This window comes from Azospirillum endophyticum (genome assembly GCF_016595245.1).
In the GTDB taxonomy this organism is placed as follows: domain Bacteria; phylum Pseudomonadota; class Alphaproteobacteria; order Azospirillales; family Azospirillaceae; genus Azospirillum; species Azospirillum endophyticum.
The window spans coordinates 1-22,002 of sequence record NZ_JAENHM010000040.1; the positions used below are offsets into that span (position 1 = coordinate 1).

At 65.4% G+C, this 22,002-nt stretch carries 18 protein-coding genes; 5 read left to right on the forward strand and 13 right to left on the reverse strand.

The genetic code is table 11. The annotated features are described in order from the left end of the window. Positions 1-169: 169 nt before the first annotated feature. The 4 genes from JHL17_RS13220 to JHL17_RS13235 all read right to left on the reverse strand — a co-directional run bounded on the left by JHL17_RS13220 (position 170) and on the right by JHL17_RS13235 (position 4,208). Positions 170-1,372 carry an ABC transporter substrate-binding protein gene (locus JHL17_RS13220; protein ID WP_200193801.1) on the reverse strand — a complete coding sequence of 401 codons (1,203 nt, stop codon included), beginning with the start codon at positions 1,370-1,372 and terminating at the stop codon, positions 170-172. An 83-nt stretch (positions 1,373-1,455) separates the two neighbouring features. Continuing rightward, positions 1,456-2,235, reverse strand: coding sequence for a 3-hydroxybutyrate dehydrogenase (locus tag JHL17_RS13225; RefSeq protein WP_200193803.1), 780 nt, complete (start codon positions 2,233-2,235; stop codon positions 1,456-1,458). Positions 2,236-2,278: 43 nt separating this feature from the next. After that, entirely contained in the window at positions 2,279-3,217 is a 939-nt protein-coding gene (gene kce, locus JHL17_RS13230) for a 3,5-dioxohexanoate:acetyl-CoA acetone transferase (RefSeq protein WP_200193805.1), read from the reverse strand. A gap of 79 nt (positions 3,218-3,296) precedes the next feature. Then, positions 3,297-4,208: a 3-hydroxyacyl-CoA dehydrogenase family protein gene (locus JHL17_RS13235; protein ID WP_200193807.1), complete on the reverse strand. Its 912-nt coding sequence runs from the start codon at positions 4,206-4,208 to the stop codon at positions 3,297-3,299. A 330-nt stretch (positions 4,209-4,538) separates the two neighbouring features. Between JHL17_RS13235 and JHL17_RS13240 the strand changes: the two genes are divergently transcribed. Then, on the forward strand, positions 4,539-5,966 hold the full coding sequence (locus tag JHL17_RS13240; RefSeq protein ID WP_200193810.1) for a sigma-54 interaction domain-containing protein: 1,428 nt from the start codon (positions 4,539-4,541) through the stop codon (positions 5,964-5,966). Positions 5,967-5,973: 7 nt separating this feature from the next. Here JHL17_RS13240 and JHL17_RS13245 read toward each other — a convergent pair whose 3' ends face one another. Both JHL17_RS13245 and creD read right to left on the reverse strand, forming a co-directional pair. Beyond that, the gene (locus tag JHL17_RS13245; protein ID WP_247893521.1) at positions 5,974-7,332 is read right to left on the reverse strand and encodes a glycoside hydrolase family 3 N-terminal domain-containing protein; all 1,359 of its coding nucleotides are present in this window, start codon (positions 7,330-7,332) and stop codon (positions 5,974-5,976) included. Then, on the reverse strand, positions 7,329-8,681 hold the full coding sequence (gene creD / locus JHL17_RS13250; RefSeq protein ID WP_200193812.1) for a cell envelope integrity protein CreD: 1,353 nt from the start codon (positions 8,679-8,681) through the stop codon (positions 7,329-7,331). Before creD ends, JHL17_RS13245 begins: the two co-directional genes overlap by 4 nt. A gap of 146 nt (positions 8,682-8,827) precedes the next feature. Between creD and JHL17_RS13255 the strand changes: the two genes are divergently transcribed. Together JHL17_RS13255 and JHL17_RS13260 are read left to right on the forward strand one after the other, a co-directional pair. After that, positions 8,828-9,538: a response regulator transcription factor gene (locus JHL17_RS13255; RefSeq protein WP_200193814.1), complete on the forward strand. Its 711-nt coding sequence runs from the start codon at positions 8,828-8,830 to the stop codon at positions 9,536-9,538. A gap of 10 nt (positions 9,539-9,548) precedes the next feature. Next, entirely contained in the window at positions 9,549-11,150 is a 1,602-nt protein-coding gene (locus JHL17_RS13260) for a sensor histidine kinase (RefSeq protein ID WP_200193815.1), read from the forward strand. 22 nt (positions 11,151-11,172) lie between these two features. Here the strand turns inward: JHL17_RS13260 and JHL17_RS13265 are convergent, their stop codons facing one another. Genes JHL17_RS13265 through JHL17_RS13275 form a run of 3 tightly spaced genes read right to left on the reverse strand, consistent with a single transcriptional unit; the run spans position 11,173 to position 13,611 of the window. Next, a complete protein-coding gene (locus JHL17_RS13265; RefSeq protein WP_200193817.1) occupies positions 11,173-11,715 on the reverse strand; it encodes a DUF4166 domain-containing protein in 543 nt (180 codons plus the stop codon). Between the two features lie 14 nt (positions 11,716-11,729). Continuing rightward, entirely contained in the window at positions 11,730-12,197 is a 468-nt protein-coding gene (locus tag JHL17_RS13270) for a DUF2269 family protein (RefSeq protein WP_200193819.1), read from the reverse strand. A gap of 1 nt (position 12,198) precedes the next feature. Beyond that, entirely contained in the window at positions 12,199-13,611 is a 1,413-nt protein-coding gene (locus JHL17_RS13275) for an NAD(P)H-binding protein (protein ID WP_200193821.1), read from the reverse strand. A gap of 167 nt (positions 13,612-13,778) precedes the next feature. Here JHL17_RS13275 and JHL17_RS13280 point away from each other — a divergent pair, with 167 nt between their 5' ends. Together JHL17_RS13280 and JHL17_RS13285 are read left to right on the forward strand one after the other, a co-directional pair. Beyond that, positions 13,779-15,431, forward strand: a complete 1,653-nt coding sequence (locus JHL17_RS13280) for an ATP-binding protein (protein WP_200193823.1) — start codon at positions 13,779-13,781, stop codon at positions 15,429-15,431. After that, complete coding sequence (locus JHL17_RS13285; RefSeq protein ID WP_200193825.1) at positions 15,428-16,810, forward strand: sigma-54-dependent transcriptional regulator; 1,383 nt, start codon at positions 15,428-15,430, stop codon at positions 16,808-16,810. The genes JHL17_RS13280 and JHL17_RS13285 overlap by 4 nt, the downstream gene beginning before the upstream one ends. 113 nt (positions 16,811-16,923) lie before the next feature. On the opposite strand, the gene JHL17_RS13290 is transcribed toward JHL17_RS13285, so the two are convergent. From JHL17_RS13290 to JHL17_RS13305, 4 genes are read right to left on the reverse strand one after another with little or no spacing between them, the layout of a single operon-like run. Continuing rightward, positions 16,924-17,517 carry a hypothetical protein gene (locus JHL17_RS13290; protein ID WP_200193827.1) on the reverse strand — a complete coding sequence of 198 codons (594 nt, stop codon included), beginning with the start codon at positions 17,515-17,517 and terminating at the stop codon, positions 16,924-16,926. Next, complete coding sequence (locus JHL17_RS13295; protein ID WP_200193828.1) at positions 17,514-18,203, reverse strand: hypothetical protein; 690 nt, start codon at positions 18,201-18,203, stop codon at positions 17,514-17,516. Before JHL17_RS13295 ends, JHL17_RS13290 begins: the two co-directional genes overlap by 4 nt. Beyond that, positions 18,200-19,879: a hypothetical protein gene (locus JHL17_RS13300; RefSeq protein WP_200193830.1), complete on the reverse strand. Its 1,680-nt coding sequence runs from the start codon at positions 19,877-19,879 to the stop codon at positions 18,200-18,202. The genes JHL17_RS13295 and JHL17_RS13300 overlap by 4 nt, the downstream gene beginning before the upstream one ends. Continuing rightward, positions 19,876-21,759, reverse strand: a complete 1,884-nt coding sequence (locus JHL17_RS13305) for a hypothetical protein (protein ID WP_200193832.1) — start codon at positions 21,757-21,759, stop codon at positions 19,876-19,878. Before JHL17_RS13305 ends, JHL17_RS13300 begins: the two co-directional genes overlap by 4 nt. Positions 21,760-22,002: the final 243 nt, after the last annotated feature.

The window sequence follows — 22,002 nt, forward strand, 5'->3', positions numbered from 1 at the left end:
CCGACCTCCGGTCGGCCGCCCCCCTCATCCCAACCCTTCTCCCGCGAGGGGAGAAGGGCTATTCGCTAGAGAAAGTCGCATCTCGTTCGCAGAAGCGAGATCTGTACATGCCGTAGCCCGGGACGGGAGAGGGCAACACCAAGCGATCACCCTGCGCCCCCCTCGACCGTCACTTGACGAGCGGGCAGCCGCTGTCCTTCGGGTCGATGTAGGCCTGCACGCCGGGGATGGTCTTGGCGATCTTGAAATAATCCCAGGCGTACTTGGATTCGGCCGGGGTCTTGACCTGCGCCAGGTACATGTCGTCGAAGACGCGGCCGTTGGCGGCGATCTTCGCCTCTTTCATCATCATGTCGGTGACTGGCATGCTGCGCATCCTGGCGGCCACCTTGTCGGCATCGTCGGTGCCGATCTCCTGCACCGCCTTCAGGTAATGCCGGACCGACGAATAGACGCCGGCCTGGTTCATCGACGGCTTGCGGCCGGTCCGCTCCTCGAACTTCTTCGACCAGCCGCGGGTCTCTTCGGTCATGTCCCAATAGAAGGAATTCGCCAGCATCAGGCCCTGCGCGGTCTCGATGCCGAGCGCCTTGATGTCGTTGATGTTCAGCAGCAGCCCGGCCAGCGTCTGCCCCCCCTGGGGAATGCCGAACTCGGCGGCCTGCTTGACGCCGTTGATGGTGTCGCCGCCGGCATTGGCGAAGGCGACGACCTCCGCCCCCGAGGCCTGCGCCTGCAACAGGTAGGAGGAGAAGTCGGATGCGCCCAGCGGGTGGCGCACGCTGCCCTTGATGGTGCCGCCGAGCTGCTTGACCGTGTTGGCCGCTTCCGCTTCCAGCGAATGGCCGAAGGCGTAGTCGGCGGTGATGAAGAACCAGCTCTTCCGCCCCTGCTCGACCAGTGCGCGGGCGGTGGCGGAGGCGACCGCATGGTTGTCCCAGGTCCACTGGAAGCCGTAGGGGCTGCAGTCCTTGCCCGTCAGGTCGGTCGAACCCGGGCCGGACATCAGGAAGAGGCGCTTCTTGTCGCGCGTGATGGCCTGGACGGCCAGCGCCGCGGCCGAGTTCGGTACGTCGGCGACGACGTCGACCTTCTCGGTATCGATCCACTGGCGCGCCAGGTTGGCGGCGATGTCCGCCTTGTTCTGGTGGTCGCCGACGATGATCTCGATCTTCGTGCCGTTGATGGCGTTGCCGAATTCCTCGGCGGCCATCCTCGCCGCCACCGCCGACCCCTCGCCGTTGATGTCGGCGTAGATGCCGGAGCGGTCGGACAGCATGCCGATCTTGATGACGTTGTCGGACATCTGGGCATTGGCCGCACCCGATGCCAGGCTGGCGAAGGCGGCGCCGGCGAGAAGGAACTTGCGCATGATTCACTCCCAGTTATTGCAGTTCTTGGTGTTTGGGGCGGCGCCGGTCAGGGTGGCCGCCCGAAGGAATCCGGAATGACGGCTCAATGGGTGGTATAGCCGCCGTCGACGGGAAGGACCGCGCCGGTGATCGACGCCGCGGAGTCGGAGCATAGGAAGGCGATGGCGGCGGCGACCTCCTCCGGGCCGATCAACCGGCCCGTCGGCATCTTCTCCAGGAACACCGCCTTCAGGACCTGATCCTCGGGCAGGCCGGTGACCTGCGCCTGCTGGGCGATCTGGCGTTCGATGATCGGGGTCAGCACCGTGCCGGGGCACACCGCATTGCAGGTGATCCCATGGGGGGCGAGTTCGATCGACACCGACTTGGTCAGGCCGATGATGCCGTGCTTGGCGGCGACATAGGCGGGCTTGTGCGGGGCGCCCACCATGCCGAGCACGGAGGACGTGTTGACGATGCGCCCCCAGCCCCGCTCCCGCATCGCCGGCACCGCCGCCTTGATGGTGTGGAAGGCGGCGCTCAGGTTGACGGCCAGCAGCAGGTCCCATTTGTCGTCGGGAAACTCGTGCAGGGCCGCCACATGCTGGACGCCGGCATTGTTCACCAGGATGTCGATCGGCCCCAGCATGTCGGCGGCTTGCGCCATCATGGCGCGGGCCTCCTCCGGCCGGCTGAGATCGGCACCGGAATAGACGATCCGGGTGCCGCTCCGCTCGGCGATCTCGGCGCAGGACCGGTCGATCTCCGCACGGTCGCCAAAGCCGTTGACCATCACGTGGCAGCCGCGTCCGGCCAGTCCCCGCACCGTCGCCAGCCCGATGCCGCTGGTGGAGCCGGTGACGACGGCGTTCCTGTTCTTCATCTGTCGTTCCTTGATCGGTGGCTTGCGGCTCGGAAGGAGTTTTTCAGAACGCCACCTGGTCGGCGCCCTTGAGCTGGAGCATGGCGCGCGCCTCCTCGGGGGTGGCGACCTCCAGCGACAGCTCCTCCAGGATGCGGCGGATCTTCGTCACCTGCTCGGCGCTGTTCCGCGCAAGGCGGCCCTTGGCAAGATAGAGGCTGTCTTCCAGACCCACGCGGACGTTGCCGCCCATGACCGCCGCCATGGTTGTGAACGGGATCTGGTGGCGGCCGGCGGCCAGCACCGACCATTCATAGTCCTTGCCGAACAGGCGGTCGGCGGTCTCGCGCATGAAGACGAGGTTGCGCTCCTCGGCACCGATGCCGCCGAGGATCCCGAAGATCGTCTGGATGAAGAGCGGCGTCTTCACCAGCCCGCGATCGAGGAAATGCGCGAGATTGTACAGGTGCCCGACGTCGTAGCATTCGAATTCGAAGCGCGTGCCGCAGCCCTCGCCGAGATGCTCCAGGATGTAGGCGATGTCGCGGAAGGTGTTGCGGAAGATGAAGTCGTCGGTGCTGCGCAGATAGGGCTCTTCCCAGTCGTGCTTCCAGTCCTTGTAGCGGTCGGCCAGCGGAAAGATGCCGAAATTCATCGACCCCATGTTGAGCGAGCACATTTCCGGCTTGGCCAGAAGCGGGGCGGCCAGACGTTCCTGCACCGTCATGTTGAGCGAGCCGCCGGTGGTGATGTTCAGCACCGCGTCGGTCGACTGCTTCAGCCGCGGCAGGAACTGCATGAACACCGCCGGGTTCGGGGTCGGCTGTCCGGTGCGCGGGTCGCGGGCGTGCAGATGCAGGATCGCCGCCCCGGCTTCGGCCGCGCCGACGCCCTGCTCGACGATCTCGTCCGGCGTGACCGGCAGGGCGTCCGACATGGTCGGGGTGTGGATCGATCCCGTCAGCGCGCAGCTGATGATGACCTTCTTCCGTGATGCGGCCATGCGAAGGCCCTCCTGTGTATGTCCGGCCGGTGAAGGTTGCGGACGATGGCGATTTCGGCGGCGCCGGGATGGGCGGCCGTCAGCTTGGTTCGATGCCGTCCAGGCGCTGAAGGTGGACGGCGAGATTGGTGGCGACCTCCTCCCGCTGCCCGTCGGTCCAGGTCCGGAAACCGGCGCCGCTTTTCATGCCGAGCCGCCCGGCGGCGACCAGGTCGCGTAGGAGCGGCAGCGGCCCGGGCGTCCGGTCGAGGTCGGGCAGCACATGCTCATGGACGGCAAGGGTCAGGTCGGTGCCGACGAGGTCGGCGTTTTCGAGCGGCCCCAGCACGGCCATCCGCCGGCCGAAGCTGGCCTTGACCACGGTGTCGACGGTTTCGGCATCGCACACGCCGTTCTGGACGAGGGCGATCGCCTCGCGCCAGAGCGCGTGCTGCAGGCGGTTGCCGATGAAGCCCGGAACGTCCTTGCGGACATGCACCGGCATCTTGCCGATGGCGGTCAGCAGGCCGATCATCGCGGCGACCGCCGCGTCGCCGGTGTCGGCGGTCTGGATGACCTCGACCAGCGGGATCAGATAGGGCGGGTTCCACCAATGGGTGCCCATGGCGCGGGTCTTGTCGACGAGCGGCTCCATGATCCGCGTGATCGGGATGACCGACGTGTTGCTGGCCAGTAGCGCATGGGCGGGAGCCGCGGCTTCGGCGGCCGCCATGATGCGTTGCTTGAGAGCCAGATCCTCCGGCACCGCCTCGATGACGATGTCGGCGGCCGCGACCGCATCCTCCAGCCTTTCCCATGGACGGATCAGATCGGCGATCGCGACGTCCGCCCCCAGCGTCCGCAGATTGCCGCGGACATGGTCGGCGATCGCCGACCGGCGGCCGGCGTCGGGCTCCTGGATGTCGACGTGATGCCCGGCGGCGGCGAAGGCCTGCGCGATCCCGTGCCCCATCAGCCCGGCGCCGATGACGGCGATGCGCTGGTTTTTCATGGCCTGTCCATTCCTCCCCGACCTTTACCCGATAAGCGTCGCACCGCGATCGTCATCCTCTGCCGCATGCCGGCCGTCCGACGGATTGTTTGCGGTGGACGCGGTCTTCAAAAGCCGGTAAGCAACCCTTGTGCCAAGCGATCAAACGACTGATACGCCTACATATATTCCGAAACGCTTGGACTGATCGGCCGGGGAGAGTTCGCGATTGGCGACAGGCGCCGGTGCGCAAGGGCGGGAGTCCCTTGCAAATCGGTACTTTCGCGGTGTTCATTTTTCTGACAGACACTGTTCGGAATATTGACGGTTCGGATTGCGGAGGATCGGAGCATGCAGACGGAACGGGTCGAGCCATTCGCCGCCGCGCGTGCGCTGATGGTGATGATCGACGAGATGATCGACGGTGCCATCCTGGTCGACAAGGACGCCCGGATCGTCTGGTCCAACGACAAGCATGTCTGGTTCAGCGACCAACGGATGGCGATGCTCGGGTTCCGGTCCGCCGCGGACGCGATCGGCCAGCCGGTGGAGCGCCTCATCCCGCACAGCCGGATGCGCGAGGTGGTTGAGAGCGGCCGCTCGCTTCCGCTCGACATCATGCGCTACGGCGAGCATACGCTGCTGGTCAGCCGTCTCCCGCTGCGCGACGAAGGGGGAGCGGTGATCGGCGCCCTCGCCTTCGCGCTCAAGAACAGCCTGACCTATCTCCGGCCCATCGCCGACCGCTTCAACAAGCTGCAATCACGGCTCACCCGGGTGGAACAGGAGCTCGCGGCCAGCCGGGCCTCGCAATACACGGTCGAGAACCTGATCGGCTTCAGCCCGGCGATGCTGCAGGTGAAACGGCTGGTGCGCCGGGCCGGCCAGATCCTGTCGGCCGTCCTGCTGCTGGGCGAGACCGGGACCGGGAAGGAACTGGTGGCGCAGTCGATCCATGCCTCCTCGGACCGGGCCCACCGCCCCTTCGTCGCCGTCAACACCGCCGCCATTCCCGAAAACCTGCTGGAGGCCGAGTTCTTCGGCGTCGCCCCGGGGGCCTATACCGGAGCCGGGCGTCAGGCGCGCCCCGGAAAATTCCAGCTGGCCCATGGCGGAACGCTGTTCCTCGACGAGATCGGCGACATGCCGCTGCCGCTGCAGGCCAAGCTGCTGCGCGCCCTGCAGGAACGCGAGGTCGAGCCGCTCGGGTCCAACCAGATCGTCAAGGTCGACGTCCGCATCATCGCGGCGACCAGCCGGCCCCTGGCCGACATGGTGCGGAGCGGCGCCTTCCGGTCGGATCTCTACTACCGGCTCAACGTCTTTCCGATCCAGCTGCCGGCGCTGCGCGAGCGCAAGGACGACCTGGAGATCCTCGCCACCCGCTTTTCGGAGAAGATCGCCCTCGGGCTCGACCAGCCGATGCGCGAGTTCACGCCGGCGGCGCTCGATGCTCTGCGGCACCATGACTGGCCCGGCAACGTCCGTGAACTGGCCAACATCGTCGAGCAGGTCTATGTGCGCACCGAAGGGGACCGCATCACCGCCGAGGATTTCGCGGACATCCTCCCGAACGCCGCGATCCCCTCCCCCGCCGCGCCGGACCGCCGACGCCCGCTGTCCACCGCCATGGACGAGCTGGAACGGGGCCTCATCCTGGAGGCCCTGCGCGAAACCCAGGGGAACAAGCTCGAAGCCGCCCGCAATCTCGGCCTGTCGCGCACCAACCTCTATGCCAAGCTCCGCAAGCACGGCATTCCGGCGCAGCCGGACGACTGACCGGGCTTCAGGAACGATCCCGGGCAAGCCCCGCGATGCCGTGGGAGGACGAGGCCGCATTGCCCGCGTTCACGTCGATGTCCATGTCGGCCGGAACCCGCTCCAGCCGCCTGCGGCTGGCCGCAAGCGCCGTGCCGTCGAGACCGTCGCGCATCCCGGCCTCCAGGGCGCAGGCCATCGCCCTGTAGAACTGCTTGCCGTCATAGGCGATCAGCAGAAGGTCGATGCCGGCATTGAGCGCATCCGTCACGCTGTCGCACAGCCCGCGCCCATAGACGGGTCCCATCACGAGGTCGTCGGTCACCACGAGGCCGTCGAAGCCCCAGTCCCGGCGGATCAGCCCGTCGATCACCGGCCGGGACAGCGATGCCGGCCGGCTGGAATCGACGGCGCCCAGCGCCGCATGGCCGACCATCAGCATCGCCCGGGGATTGTCCGACAGGACCCGGCGGAACGGCAGCCAGTCGGTCGCCTCCAGGGTTTCGCGCGACTCCCGGATTTCCGCCGGGAAGACATGCGTATCGCGGTCCGCGCGCCCCAGCCCGGGGAAATGCTTGACCGTCGGCCGAACCCCGGCTTCCAGCAGCCCCTCGGCATAGGCGGCGGCGACCTCCCACACCACCGCCGGATCGTCCGAGATCGCCCGCCGGGCGATCTGGCTGTTGATGTCCAGCGGATCGGGCGGCCGGTCGTTGCGGAGGTCGAGCACCGGCGCGAAATTGACGGTCACGCCGAGCGACGACAGGTCGCGGCCGTGATCCACCCCCAGCCGGCGCGCGGCGACGCGGCGCTCCGCCGGCGGCAAGTCCGCCAGCGTGGAGGGCGAAGGCCGCCGGGGCAGCCACGGCGACAGCTTGGAGACGATCCCGCCCTCCTGGTCGGTCGCCACCCGCAGCGGCGGCAGCCCGGCGCGCCGGCGGCTCTCCTGCAGCCGATGGATTTCGTCGTGCAGATCCTGCACCGTCCGGCCGGCCAGATTGCGCCGCGAGATGAAGATCCCGCCGATCAGCCCCTTGGCCGCCAGGGTCTCGACCTCGTCGGAGCGCGTATAGCCGATCATGAAATGCTGCCCCAGCTCGGCCGCCAGCGGGGCCGGGGCCGACAACACCGCCGCCCTGTCCAGCACGAACACCCCTTCGCTGCCGAGGCAGGACAGCGGCACCGCGACCCACAATCCCGCCAGCGCCCGCCGATGCCAGCGCTGCCGCCGGCCCCCCCGCAGCAGCAGGATGCCGAGGCCGGCCAGCCCGGCCGCGACGAGCGCCGGTGCCAGCCAGCCGCGCGGCGCGGCGAGGAAGGGATGGTTGACGTTGATCCCGATGGCGACCAGCAGGATACCCATTCCCCACCACAGGCCCGATCTCATGATGCCTGTTCCCGCCAGTCCACCCGCTGGGTGACCGCCATGACCGCCGACAGGATCAGGAACAGCGCCACCGAGCCGACCAGCAGGGAATAGCTTTCCAGGCTGAGCAGCACATAGAGGAAGCCGAAGACGGCGGCCAGGGTCGCGGCGAAGATCAGGGTGGCGCCCCAGCGGCGGGTGACGGCGGCGGTGTGGAGCGATGCCTGGGCCAGGACGAGGCCCGCGCTGATCCAATAGCCGGCGGCATAGCCCAGAGGTTCGGCGAAGGAGATCAGCAGCAGGGCGAACAGGGTCATCGACAACCCGAGCAGGCCATATTGGACGATGTGGATGCGGACGACGCCCAGCAGTTCGAACAGGGTGTAGACGGTGAAGGACAGAATGACGAAGAAGATGCTGTATTTCGAAGCCCGGCTGATCATCCGGTAGATCGGCGTCGCCTCCAGCAGGTCCACGCTGACCGTGGGGCCGTGCGGGGACGAGACGGCTTCGGGCAGCCCCGGCGAGGACCACAGCAGAGGCCGGGAATATTCGACGGCCTGCCAGCGCGCCTCGAAATCCGTCTCGGTCACCGTGGAGGACGACGGCAGGATGGTGCCGTTGAAGCTCGGGGTCGCCCAGGGCGCGGCGATGGCGGCGGCGGTCTGGCGCCCCTCCAGGATCTGGCTGAACGCGCCGGTCCCGCGGAGTGTGACCGTCGCCTGGAAGGGCACCGTCATCTCCGCGGCGGGTGCGGACGGCATGCCAGGGCGGATGACCAGCAGGGCGCCGTCGCAGTCGCCGGCGCGCCCGATCACCTCGGCGCAGCTTCGCCAGGGGATGGTCTCGCCGTTCCAGGTGGCGCGATCCCCGGCGGCCATGCCGGAGAGGTCCGACGCCTGCAGCATGACCACGCTTTCGTTCCAATGGATCACCTGCCCCCGCCCGACCAGCGTCTCGATGCTGTCGCGCGACGGAACGGCGAAATTGCCGGTCAGTTCGATCGCCGCGCCGTAGACGGTGGCGGAAAACAGGCCGCGCTTGCGCTGTTCGGGCGTCAGGGCGGCCCGGGTGGACAGCTTCTCCGGCGCGATCTTCAGATATTGGCGCGACCGCGTGGCCGGGTCGGAATAGGGGATGGCCAGAAGCGGGGCGTGCACCACCTGTTCCGGCCCCCAGCTGTTGGCGAACTCCGCCCGCAGGCCGGCCTGCCGGTCCTCGCGCTCCTCGATGATTCCGGAAATCGGCAGGCCCGCGACCAGCGTGACGATGAGGATCAGGAGTTTCTGCATGATCTGGGTGGCGCCGACGCCGTGCCGGCGCATGGGGGCCGGCGAATGCGCCGTCGATGGTTGAGGAGGGGCGGTCATCGGGTGTCTCCGGATGGCTGGCGGCAGCGTGCTGCCTTGGCCCCGACCGTCGCATCCCGCCATGCCGCCGCGATGACGCGGCCGTGCAACCGGAAAGGATTCTCTGTGCAGAACTCGTGCAGATTATCGGGTAGAGTCCGGCCGCCATGCCCAAGATCCTGCTGATAGACGACGATCCCCACATCCGCGACATCGTCCGCTTCGCCCTGGCGCGCGACGGCTTCGCGGTCATCGAGGCGGAAGACGGCCGGCGCGGAATCGCCATGGCCCAGGACGAGGCGCCCGACCTCGTCCTGCTCGACATCACGATGCCCGAACTGGACGGGACCGAGGTCTGCCGGCGGCTGCGCCGCGACAGCCGGGTGCCCATCATCTTCCTGTCGTCGCGCGACGACGAGATCGACCGCATCCTCGGGCTGGAGCTGGGGGGCGACGACTACGTCACCAAGCCGTTCTCGCCGCGCGAGCTGGTGGCGCGGGTCAAGGCGGTGCTGCGCCGCATGGCTCCGGAACCGGAGGCGGCGCCGGAAGCGGCACCGGAGCCGATGGCGCCGCCGCACAGGATCCGGCACAACCGCCTGTGCCTGGATGCCGAGAGCGTCCTGGCCTTCTGGGACGACGCCGAGGTGGTCCTGACCGCCACCGAATTCGGCCTGCTGCGCACGCTGGCGGAGCGTCCGGGCAAGGTGTTCAGCCGCGACGCCCTGATGGACGGGGCCTACGCCACCGAACGCTATGTCGCCGACCGCACCGTGGACAGCCACATCCGCCGCGTGCGCGCCAAGTTCCTGGCACTGGGCGGCAGTCCGATCGAAACCGTGCACGGGCTCGGCTACAAGCTGTCGGATTGCCGGTGACGGAATGCGGATGACCCGGCGCCTGCCCATCGGCCCGGTGCTGCTGGCGATGAACCTGGCGGCGCTGATCCTGCCGCTGAGCGGCCTGTGGATCCTCGGACTCTACGAGAGTGCGCTGATCCGCCAGACGGAATCGGAGCTGATCGCCCAGGCCGGGGTGGTCGCCGCCCTCTACCGCGACGCGTGGCGCGAGGCCGGCGGCCGGACGGACGGCCTGGGTCCGCCGGTGGATCCGCGCTGGACGCACCGGCCCGGCTTCGACCCGCCCTGGATGCCCCGCTTCGCCAGCCTGGACCTCGCCGAAGACCCGGTGCTGCCCGGCCCCCCCGATCCGGTCGCGGTCGCGGCGGCAGCCGATCCGGCCGCCGTCCGGGCCGGCGGAAGGCTCGGGCCGATCCTGCGCGACGCCCAATGGGTCACGCTCGCCGGCATGCGGGTCACCGACCACCAGGGCATCGTGGTCGCCAGCACTGGGGAGGAGCTGGGCCTGTCGCTCGGCGGACAGGACGAGGTCCGGCGCGCCCTGGCCGGCGAACCGGTCAGCGTCATTCGCGAACGCACCAGCAGGCAGTCGCCGTCCCTCATTCCGGAGCGCAGCCGGTCGCTCCGCATCTTCACCGCGCATCCCGTACTCGACGGCGACCGCGTCATCGGCGTGGTCCTGCTGTCGCGCACGCCGCGCAGCCTTGCCGACACCCTCTACGGCAAGCGCTGGCATCTGGCCGGGCTGAGTGTGCTGCTGCTGGCGTCCGTCGGCCTGCTGGCCTATTTCGGCGCCATCGCCATCGGACGGCCGCTGCGGACGGTGACGGCCCTGGCCAAGCGCACCGCCGAAGGGGAACGGGGAGCGATGACCCCGCTGAAGCGGCCGATGGTCCGGGAGGTGGCCGAACTGTCCGACGCGCTGACCCGCATGGCCGCCACGCTGGAGCAGCGGGCCGACTACATCCGCGATTTCGCCGCCCATGTCTCCCACGAGTTCAAGACACCGCTGACCACCATCCGCGGCACCGTCGAGCTTCTGCGCGACCATCTGGCCGAGATGTCAGCCGAGGAGCGCAACCGGTTCCTTGGCAACATGGACGCCGAAGCCGAACGGCTCTCCCGCCTCGTCCGCCGCCTGCTGGACCTGGCACGGGCCGACATGATGGCCGTGGACGAGGATGCCGTGACCGACGCCGTGCCCGTCGCCGCCGGCTTGGCCGCCCGTCACGGCGCGGAAACCTCGCTTCCGCCGTCGCTGCCGATCGCGATGGGACGGGAGGCGCTGGAGAGCGTCCTGTCCAACCTCCTCGACAATGCCCGCCGCCATGCCGGCCCGGATGCCAGGGTCGTCGTCGCCCTGCGGAGCGACGGCGGTGGTGCGGTGCTGACGGTGTCGGACGACGGCCCGGGCGTCTCGCCCGCCAATGCCGAACGCATCTTCACCCCCTTCTTCACCACCACGCGCAAGACCGGAGGGACCGGGCTGGGCCTCGCCATCATCCGCGGGCTGGTCGCCGCCCATGGCGGCAGCGTGACCCTGATGCCGTCGGATCGCGGCTGCGTCTTCGAGGTGAGGCTTCCGTCCGCCCCCGCCCGGCTCCGGCCAGAACCGGCCAGCCAGCGCTAGGCCGGAGCCTCCCCGACCCTGCTTAGCCGTCGGCCAGGGCCAGCCAGCCCCGGTACCGCACGACGGGGCCGACGATGGGAAACACCACGTCGATGTCGAAGACGAACCGGTCGCCGTCCCCGGATTCGCTGCATTCGATGACCGGGCGGCTCCAGGCCGGCAGCGGAAGACCGAGCAGGCGCCAGCCGGCGAGCGACCAGGACAGCCGCCCCGGCCCGGGCGTCAGCCGAAACAGCAGATCGAACGGTCCGAAATGCTCGATGAGCAGCCCGGCGTCGCGCCCGGACCCTGCCTCCATCGCGCTTGCATAGCGTCTCCCGGCGAAACGGCGCTCCCAGAATTCGCGGCCGTCGGCACGGGGGTGGAAGGAGACGCTGACCGGCACGTCGCGGCCGGGCCTGGGAAGGCCGGCGATCTTGCCCAGCAGCCAGACACCGGGATTGGCCGGCGCGCTGACCTCGGCCAGCCCGGCGGTGCGGATGCTCGCGCTCAGGCCATGGAAGTCCCGGACCGGCGTGGGAAGATCCTGGAAGTCCGGGCCGAGAATGCGTTGAAACGGCGTCATGACGAGGGTTCCTTTCAGAAATCCGGCTTGAAGACCATCAGGGCGACGATGGCGACCATCGCCGCGAAGGCGGGCCAGCCGAGCGCGAACCAGAGGCGGAAGCAGCGGTGGTATTCGGGCGGCAGCCCGGTGCCGGCGGCGACGGCCTCCTCGGCCATGCGCCGCATGCGGATCTGCAGCCACACCACCGGCAGCCAGCAGGCGCCGGCCAGGGCATAGAGCGCCAGCGTCGCCAGGATCCATCCCGAGGACAGCGGCCATCCCTGTTCCAGCGCCAGCCAGATGCCGGTGACCGGCTGCAGCACCACCGTCGGCGTGGTGAACAGCCAATCCGCCAGCACCACGTTGCGGTTGGCGACGGCGATGGCGCGCACGTCCTTCGACAGGTTGCTCGCCATGCCGTGAAAGGCGGTACCGAGGCCGGTGCCGAACAGCAGGATGGCCGACAGGATGTGGATGAGCTTGAGCGTGGATGCGTCCATGTCAGGCCTCCATCGCCATCATCGCCAGGATCGCGGCGGCGATGGGCAGGTTCTTCAGCAGCGGAGCGAAGGGGTGCAGCCATTGGACGGCGGGCAGCCCGACGGCGATGGCGGTGAACACGGCCATCGCGGCGAGCATGGCGCTTCCCACCGCCACCGGCCGCCATCCGGCCAGCAACAGAAGCCCGAGCCCGAGGTCGAGCGCGGCCCCGCCGAACAGCGCGGCGTCGGCCGGCATCCCCGTCAATCCGATCTGGCCGAGCAGGGCGCGGGACTCCGCCAGCGGATAGAGGCCGAAGGACAGCAGCCCGGTGACGATCCACAGCAGGGCAAGGCTGTTGCGCAGCAGCGGCTTCACGAAATGCAGCCGGGCCTGCAGACGGTCCGCAGCGGTGGCCGCTTGCCGGGCCAGCGCCTGGGAGACCGTGCTGGGCCGCCGCCCCAGCACGGCGGCGAACGGCGCCGGATCGGCGGTGTTGCCCGCCTTCAGCATGGCCAGAACCTCGCGGTTGAGCGGACCGTTCGACAACCGCCCGACCACCGCGGCGGCGGCCACCAAAAGCGGTTCCGGGACGGGCAGGAAGCGCCGGGGCGGCAAGCCCAGCCATCCCCGCAGCATCGCGGTCAGCGTGTCGGTGGTCATCGCCTCGGGGCCGGCCACGTCGATGCGACGCGGCAGCGGTCCCTCCGCCGCCACCAGCCGGACCACCAGCGCGGCAAGGTCGCCGACGGCCACCGGCTGCACCTTCCAGCTGCCGGGACCGATGCGCGGCGGCCAGGGCAGGGCCGCCAGGGCGGACAGCAGTTCCGTGCTGGCGCCGCCGCGGCCGATCACCACCGACGGCCGGAGCACGCACCAGTCGAGTTCGCCGGCGCCGGCGAGTGCCGCTTCGGCGAGACCCTTGGTGCGCTGATACTCCGTCGGCCCGTCCGGAGAGGCGCCCAACGCCGAGATATGGATCAGCCGCGGCACACCGGCGGCGGATGCCGCCTGAACCAGCCGCCGGGTTCCTTCGGCATGGACCGCTTCCAGGCTGTCGGCGCCGCGGCCGCGCACCAGACCGGCGGCATTGATCACCACCGCCTGGCCCTTGAGCTTGCCGGCCAGGCTGGCGGCACTGTCGCGGACCAGGTCGATGTCGTCCCGGCCGGGGACGGCGACCCGGTGCCCGGCGGCAACGAGGGCGGCGGCCAGATGCCGGCCGATGAAGCCATGGCCGCCGACGATCAGGACATCCGTGGCCGGGTGGGTTCCCCCATCCTCTTCGGCTGAAGAATCGTTGATCTGGGACTCGGCGGCCGGGCCGTTGCAGAGCGCAGGCATCTGCGGCACTGGACCGGCGACCGCCATGCCGGCCGCCGCGCAACGGACAAGCGCGTCCGTCCAGGCGGGATACAGGGTTTGCAGGACCATCGGGGGCCTCCCGTTCCATTCGGTTTCCCAGGTCGAATGGCAAAGCCCGTGCCAGAGCCCGGAACGAGGATTTCCGCGAAGGCGGACCCCTCGACTGTTAACCGCGGTTGCGGAATGCGGTAGGGTCCCTGTCAACGTTGGATACAGGGTATCGGACAGGGGGACCCGTGCACGCATCGGCACTGCTCGTCGCGGCGATGGGGCTTGCCGCGCTGGGCGGCGTGGGGCTGGCCGCGCTGCTGTGGCGGCATGGCGACGGCGAACCCGGAACCCGGCCGCTGGCCGTCTTCATCCTGCTGGTCGGCGGCTGGGCGGTCGGGCTGCTGCTTCCCAACCGCTTGGGCATCGCGATGATGGCGCTCGCCCCGATGGGCGGCGCGGTGTTCGTCCACTTCGCCACCCTTCTGACGGGACGCGCCGATATGCCGGTTCGCTGGTCCTACGCGGCGGGAGGCGCCGCGACGCTGGCGGCGCTCATCGGCGGCAGCGGACAATTCGTTCCCTGGCCCGGCACCGGCACCCTGTTCCGCTACGAAGGGATCGGGCTGCTCGCCGCCGCCGTCACCGCTCTCCTGGCAGGGTTCGGCCACGCGATCCTGATCTCGTCCTGGCGCAACGGCGACGGGCTGCGCCGCCGGCAGGTGACGCTGGTGCTGATCTCCTCGGGGCTGGGGCTGGCGTCGGTGAGCGGACTGGCGCTGCCTTTGCTCGGGCTTGATGCCTATCCCTGGCCGCTCCTGTTGCTTCCGCTTTACCTCGTCGTGCTCGCCTATGCGGTCCTGCGCTACCGGCTGATGGCGGTGAACCGCTGGGCGGTGCGGGCGGTGTGCTGGGGCCTGCTGATCGCACTCGCCGCTTTTCTGTCCGCCGTCACCGCAGGTTTTGCCGCCGGTTGGACCGGGGCGCCCTTCGTGTGGACAGCGGCCGCCCTGCTGGTCGGCATGGGCATCGGCGGGCCGGTTCGGCAGCTGGCGGATCGCCTCGTCCATCCCGGAGGCGACGTGTCGGCCGCCGACCTTGCCCGCTGGCGGCAGTCCTTGGCGGAGGCGGCCGATGGCGACGCCCTGATGCCGACGGCAAGGCGCTTGCTCAACGAACGCCTGAAGCTCCCCGACGACGCCGAGCCGACCGGATTCGACCGCGCCCCGCCGGGTGCGCGCCGGGTGGCCGGGGTGATGGCGGATCTGGTCGCCCAGGCGGCGCTGGACCTGGAGCGCCGCCGCGCCTTCGCCGAGCGCCAGCGCTTGGCGGAACTCGGCGCCCTGGCCGCCACCGTCGCCCACGACCTCCGCAATCCGATGAACATCATCGCCATGGCGACCGCCGACGCCGAGCCTGAAACGCGCGGCGAGGTCAGGGCGCAACTCGCCCGCATGGACGCCCTGGTGCGTGATCTCCTCGACTACGCCAAGCCCTGGCGGGTGGACCCAATCGAGGTCGACCTTGCGGCCGCCATCGCCGAAGTCGATGCGACGGCAGCGGCCGGCATCCCCGCCGGCACCCTGCTGCGGGCCGATCCCGGACGGCTGCGGCAGGTCCTGGTCAATCTGCTGGACAATGCGAAGGCGGTCGGCGGCCGCGTGCTGGTGACCGCCGAACGCGGCGATGCCGAACTGGTGCTCGACATCTGCGACGACGGTCCCGGCATCCCCGACGACATCCGCCCCTCCCTGTTCCAGCCATTCGTTTCCCGCAGCCCGGACGGCACCGGCCTGGGGCTCGCCATCGTCGCCAAGGTCATGGCCGCGCATGGCGGCTCGGTGTCGCTCGTCGAGCGGCCGGGCTGGTCCACCTGCTTCCGCTTGAGATTCCCGCAATGAGCAAGCTCCTGCTCGTCGATGACGAGCCCGCCTTCCGTCGCCTTGCCGCCGCATGGCTGGAGAAGCAGGGCCACGCCGTGGTGACCGCCGCGGACGGTGCCGAGGCCCAGGCGCTGTTCCGAAGCGAGCGCCCCGACCTCGTCCTGCTGGATCTGGTCATGCCGCCGGAGCGGACGCCGGAAGCCGGCTTGGCGCTGGTGCCGGCCTTCGCCACGGTACCGGTGGTGGTGCTGACCGCCCATGCCGACCATGAGCTGGCCTTGCGCGCGGTGGCGGCGGGTGCCTGGGACTTCCTGGCCAAGCCGGTCGACCCGGATTTGCTGCGCTTCGTCGTGTCGCGCGCGCTGGCCAAGCGTGCCCTGGAACGGGAACTGGCCGCCCTGCGCGATGCCCAGGCGACGGAGGACGGCATCGTCGGCACCAGCCGGACGATCCTCCGATTGAAGGAGATGATCCGCCGCATCGCACCGGCCGAGGTGCCGGTGATCGTGCTGGGTCCCAGCGGCAGCGGCAAGGAGCTGGTGGCCCGCGCCCTTCATGCCGCCAGCCCGCGCGCGGCGGCTCCCTTTGTCGCCGTCCATTGCGGCGCCATTCCGGCGGAGCTGCTGGAAAGCGAGCTGTTCGGACACCTGAAGGGAAGCTTCACCGGTGCCCACCGGGACCATCCGGGGCTGGTGGCCGCCGCCGAGGGCGGCACCCTGTTTCTCGACGAGGTGGGCGAGATGCCGCCGCCCATGCAGGTCAAGCTGCTGCGCTTCCTTCAGGAGGGTACCTACTCTCCGGTCGGCGGCCGCCAGCCGCTGACGGCCGACATGCGCATCGTCTCCGCCACCCATCGCGACCTCGACGCCATGGTGGCGCAGGGTGCCTTCCGCGAGGATTTCTATTACCGCCTGAAGGGATTGATCCTGCGCACGCCGGCTCTGGCCGACCGCCGCGAGGACATCGCCCTGCTGGCGACCCGGTTCCTGGAGGAGGCCGTCAAGCGGCGGCGCCTGCGGCTGGCACCGGATGCGCTGGCATGGCTGGTCGAACAGGACTGGCCGGGCAACGTCCGCGAGCTCCGGGCGGTGGTCGCCGCGGGCGCCGTACTGGCGGACGGAGAGACGGTGACGGCCGCCGACCTCGTGTTCGCCCGCAGCGGCGATGTCGCCGCCCTCGCCCCGGCCGCACCCGCCACCCTGGCCGAGGCGGTGGCCGATCTGGAACGGCGGATGATCGCCGCCGCCCTCGCCGCCACCGGCAACAACCACAGTGCCGCCGCGCGCCGGCTCGGATTGTCGCGCGTCGGCCTGCTCAAGATGATGACGCGGCTGGGGCTGCGGAACACACGCCTCGGCGAAGCCGGGGATGCTTGCGTACCTTTGGAACGCAGGTAGTGTCGCGTAGAAGATCATGACCACAGTCGCGGAAAAACAATATGGGGTTAGAAATTAATTTATTTCATATTTTAATTATTATTATAATTAAAATATCAAAATATGCCAATTTTTCAGAGTTTCTCTAAAATAATATCTAGTGGGATGCCACGACAATGGAGTCGAATGTCTATCCACGAACGGCCATCCACGGGGAGGTTGGCTGTCTTAGCATTCTTACTTCCTCCCATCGGCATCAGCATTACCTCAATACCTATGTAAGAAGGAAATGTATCGGAGAATGATTCCGACGTATTGGCAGCGGATATCCTGAAATGCCAGCACTTATCTCGCCGCGGCTTTATAATAACCAACTGTGACTGGCACGCTGCAGCTACAGAACTGCAGTCAAACCAGTAAACCAATCCTTTATCAGTCATTTCCCTTGCATCCGTCACTGGAAGCAAGCCCGAGTGTGCAGGATTGGGAATGATTTGAGCATTTAGTGAGCTTCCCTCTCCACTAAGTATCCCCAAAATCTGGACAGTCATTGGTCCTGCGGCAACGGACTTCTTCAAAAGCAACACGTCACTGGCCGAAACATCAATGGCGGCTGACTGTTCACCGGAACCGATAACAAAAAAAGCAAGCAGCAAAGTAGCAACAAACGCCGACGCAAGCCCATCAACAGCGGCAAGTCCCAATGCAAGCCGAAACATTGGGCTCATAGTTGCACCGCCCAGATACCTATTTCGGAAGGGATAGTAAAGGAGCTTTTGCTGGTATAACCTTGATTAGGCGAGCAACTTGGTGCCGCAACACGTACCACGGCACCAATTAAAAGCGCATCGGGGGCGTCAACATTAGACCGAGGCACGCAGACCATCAAATTTTCCCGAACACTCCACGGGCCGTTTTCGGAAGAGGCAGTGCAGGTTGGAAGTCTAATGGCCGGCGCCAGAGGAAAGGCTAAGCTTTTTGCAGACTCCTGACAGGAAATCGATATCGCGAGGGAGCTGCCCGTTCCGGAATGTATGACTGCGGCAACGTGTCCAACCGTGCGGATGCGGAGAGTGCTTTCTCCTGGAGCCAGCATGTAAATCTTCCTGCGCGCTGTGCCTCGAACGATAGACCTTATGATTTCAGGTGGCACTTGAAGTTGAATATCTTGGGGAGGTTCTTCCGGCTGGACGGCACCCTCAATATCGAGCTGTGCTCCATCCGGAAGCCATGCCTCGACAACCGTTACGCCGACGACGCTACCTTCACCATCGGATGCGATGACGCTGTCACCCGAACCGCCAATCAAGACGACGACGAGGATCACACCACAAACCATTGCCGAGCAGAGCAAGTCGATTGCTGAGAAGATCAACAACAGTGAAGTTCCATCGGCCTTTCCGGAAGCGCTCATAGTACGGCATCCCCAGAACCGGAGGATGAATCCAGCATGGTGGATGAGGTACCGGACACGCGCTTCGCACGTTTCGCAATGCGATTGCGAACATTCTTGGCCTCGGCTTGCAAATGCTCAGCTTTGGCCATCGCAATTGCAGCCTCGAGTTCAAGCGTATCTGCTCGCAATTGCTCATTCTGCGCGTTCTCAAGATCGAGTTCAGCTTGCCGATCCTGAAGATTCTTCAAGTAAAGCTCCCGATGGGAGGAAATAAGCCGTGTCAGCAAAAGTTCCACACCGCGGATGATGTTTCTTTCGTGCCTCCCCTGGATCATGTTTATCACCGAGAATCCAGCCATGCAGACGAGCGCAAGAAAAGTGGTTGCGAAGCATGAGCTCAGAACCGTTGTGACAGTAAGAATGGCTGCACCGCGCTCATCTCCGGAAGTCGTAGCTATCGTATTTGCTGATGCAAGCGCCTCAATAAGACCGAGTAATGTGGCCACGAAGCCAATCACCGAGAAGACAGCGATCATAGAATCAATTACTATCCTTTCACTTTCGATCTCATCAAGGTGTAAGGCAGCAATCTTCTCTACGTTTCTCTCTGTGGCGCCACTTATCATATCCTGCTGAGACGCATTCATGAACTCTATAAGAAAATCATTTCTTATGATGTTTCCAGTTTTATTGAAATTAACAAGGTCATCGTCATGCTGTTTGATTGAATTGAGGACGTCCAGGGGATCGGTTACATTCCCCTTTTGAGCTATGCTCTGTATAGCAACCCAGCGCCGCTGTATTGGCTTGAAAAGCCGACCGCGCACCCACAATGCCAACAGTGTGGCAAAGAACAATATCCACACCACGAGCCGCTCCCAGCCATAGAAGAGGTTTACAAGAAGGGAACGTCGCAATCGGACTTCATCCGAATCGATAACTTCCTGCATCACGCGAATGAACAATTGACACATGCTCCGTGTTTCCGAGGCTGCGTCACAGCCCCCCGGCTCCAACAGCTCCCTTGCGAGCTTCGGAATCGCGACGGGATTTTGCCTGATGAGCAAGCCGCGGGGATGAAGCAGTATATCCTCGATGCTTATGATGTTCTCAGCCTGCTTGCGTACCTGTTCGCAAGCCGTATCGATAGACGGCACCGGGCGTACCGGTTCGACGGTTGTCAGTTGAAAAGATATACCCGGGTCGAGTTCTGAACTGCTCGGCCATCCTCCTAGTAGGCGGAGCACACGATTTTCGATGATACCAATGCATCCGGCACCGCAATTTCCAGCGCAGCGGCCGTTTCCCGCAAGCAGTCGGGTCAGGAAGCGGAGTGCCGGAACATCTTTAACTTTTTCATCCTGGCGATTTCCCGCATTGTTGATAGCACTCTCAATCTGCGCTGCCACCCCTTCGGGCGAAGCGATCCGGAAGCCTTCGGCAATTCTTTTCGCGTCGTTGGACGAGATCATCGATTGATCGAGTCCGAGGAACTGAGGCAGCGGAGCGGTTCGCATGGACGACTGCATAGTATAATAGCTACCGATGACAGTGGCCGCATACAACAATGCCCCAGCAACGATCGCAATCACCCAAATGAAGAGCCAGTTTCTAAGCGTGATTCCAAATGCGCTCAAATCGCGCGTCGTGTTCGTTTTGGTTGATTTCTGAAGTATGCCAGATGCTGGGGTCATGGGTAGCTCACCTGCAAGCAAGTTTTGTCGAATTCAGGCGCGGGGAAAAATTGCAGCGGACTGCGGTGATATCCGGTTCTCGATAGTTGCGGAGGATTGATCAGGTCTTCCATAAACATCCAGTCACCTTCACTTCCAAGTAGCTGTTTTGTCCATTCAGATCCCTGATCCGGATAGATGTCTCTGCCGTATAGAACATCCTTTCCATCAAGATTTCGGCTTAGCTGTTTTCTTATATCCGACCATTTTGCGCTCCGTGAGCAGACGCCTTGCGAAGTGCCGACTCTGGTCTTGAGCGCAGAGAATATTGTTTCTGCCTCTCCTTGCCCGGAAATTGCTGCAGCATAGGCGCCACCACCGCCTATTCGGATCGGGGTGGTGGGCGCGGCTGCGAGTTGGTCAATCAAGGGCACGATAGCATTGGCCGCCGATTCCGAAAGCGTGCAGCCCGGCTTGCCAGCGACGCAGATAGGCACCAAGAAATCGTATATATTTTCCGCCCAAAAATAGTACATAGGAGAAGTATTCGATCCCATCTTGTAGGTAATTGGCACATCCTGCTTTATGCTGCCATTATCGTTGAGGACGACCAACCGATCGGAGACCGTCCCTTTGTCCATTGGAATTTGGACAAGCAGGCCTCTGGGCAATCCGCCCGGCTGGCTGCGGCCCGATGCCCAAATCCGATACCCATCCCACTGTTGAAGCAGTATCGCAGCGTCACCATTGCATCCCTTGGCAACGGGGCATTTCAGGTCAAGCAAGCGATGCGCAAGAGCTTGGCGATTGAGTAATTGAAATTCCCAATCATGCACATCGTAGACCGACCATCTCGATCCATCGGATGTTTCACTGCCCAGGGATAGATTGGCTACTGCTTTTTCACAGTGTTCATCAGTACGCCTGATGCAAATCAATATGAGCGTATCCGGCCCGGTTCTTCTTCCGCTCAGCTGCCGCTCCGCAATAAGATTTGCAAGCCTCAAGAACGGCAAGGCCCGTGCCCTGACTTCAGGTCCACGATAGATATCTCCGATCGGCAACAGGATTTTTACTGGAGCTTGTAGTGTGCGGTTTGTCGGTTCTTTACTCACCGACACGGCGAAGACGCCGTCGGATCCGCAGGGCCAGGGAGCACACGCCAGCTGGAATAGGCGACCATCGTCAAGTGTGATCGGCTCACCGCGCTGAAGGACAAAGCTGCCGGACACAAGATTGTCTGCATCTTCTTTGCGGAACAGAAGCCCGGATTCGTTATATGGATCAAAACCAGGACAGGAGAGCAGTACACGATAAAGGCCCCCCCCACCCACATTTTCCGCTTTGGGCTGACATGGACCCGGCTCACCTTGGTAAGAGCCCGGCCTTGCATCCGGCGGCGGATTGAACCAGAGGGGCGCTATTGGCGCTGGCTTTGGCGTTAACTGCGATGCCACTGTGGAAGGAATTTCGCGCCGATCCCCCAATCCACTGCCTAGATCATCTCCGTCATCACCGCTTTCACCATTCCTTCCGTCATCACCGTCCTTCGATCCGGCCTCTACTTCCTCATCTTTGCCTTTCCCAGAAGAGGGGTCTACCGTGAAGCGACCGGACAATAAGGCTTCCAGATCGACGCTCGGTTTCAAGAAGTTAAGGAACATTTGCCTGACCGTCTTCTCATCCATACCTTCCAAGGTCGGAAGGATGAGCGTGGCCTTTACGATTCCTAGAACATTCCCTTTGAGACGGGCACGTGTTGTATTGATATGCGCATCGACTTTTATGTTATCGTTGAAGAGACCGAATCCTGCATTGATTGTAGGATGAAGACCATCGAGCCGGGCCACCATCCGTCCTTCGGTCTTGGCGATTGCGGCGAACTGGACCTCACCGACCAAGCAAAGCACACCCAGTCCGCCGCGGCTGCCGCAACCGTTCATCTTGGAGGTGAGATTCGGAGTTGCAGCTATACCACGCTTGCATGTGTTGCCGATCAAGAAGCCCGATACCGCATCTAGCTTGCTTCCCAGCAAGTCATAGCTGGCGTGTCCAATAATCGAGCAATCAGGCCCGTCTACCACTAGAGGCTGTTAGGGACTTGTAGGATGGCGACAGCTTTTCCGAGCATGAGACAGGCGAAA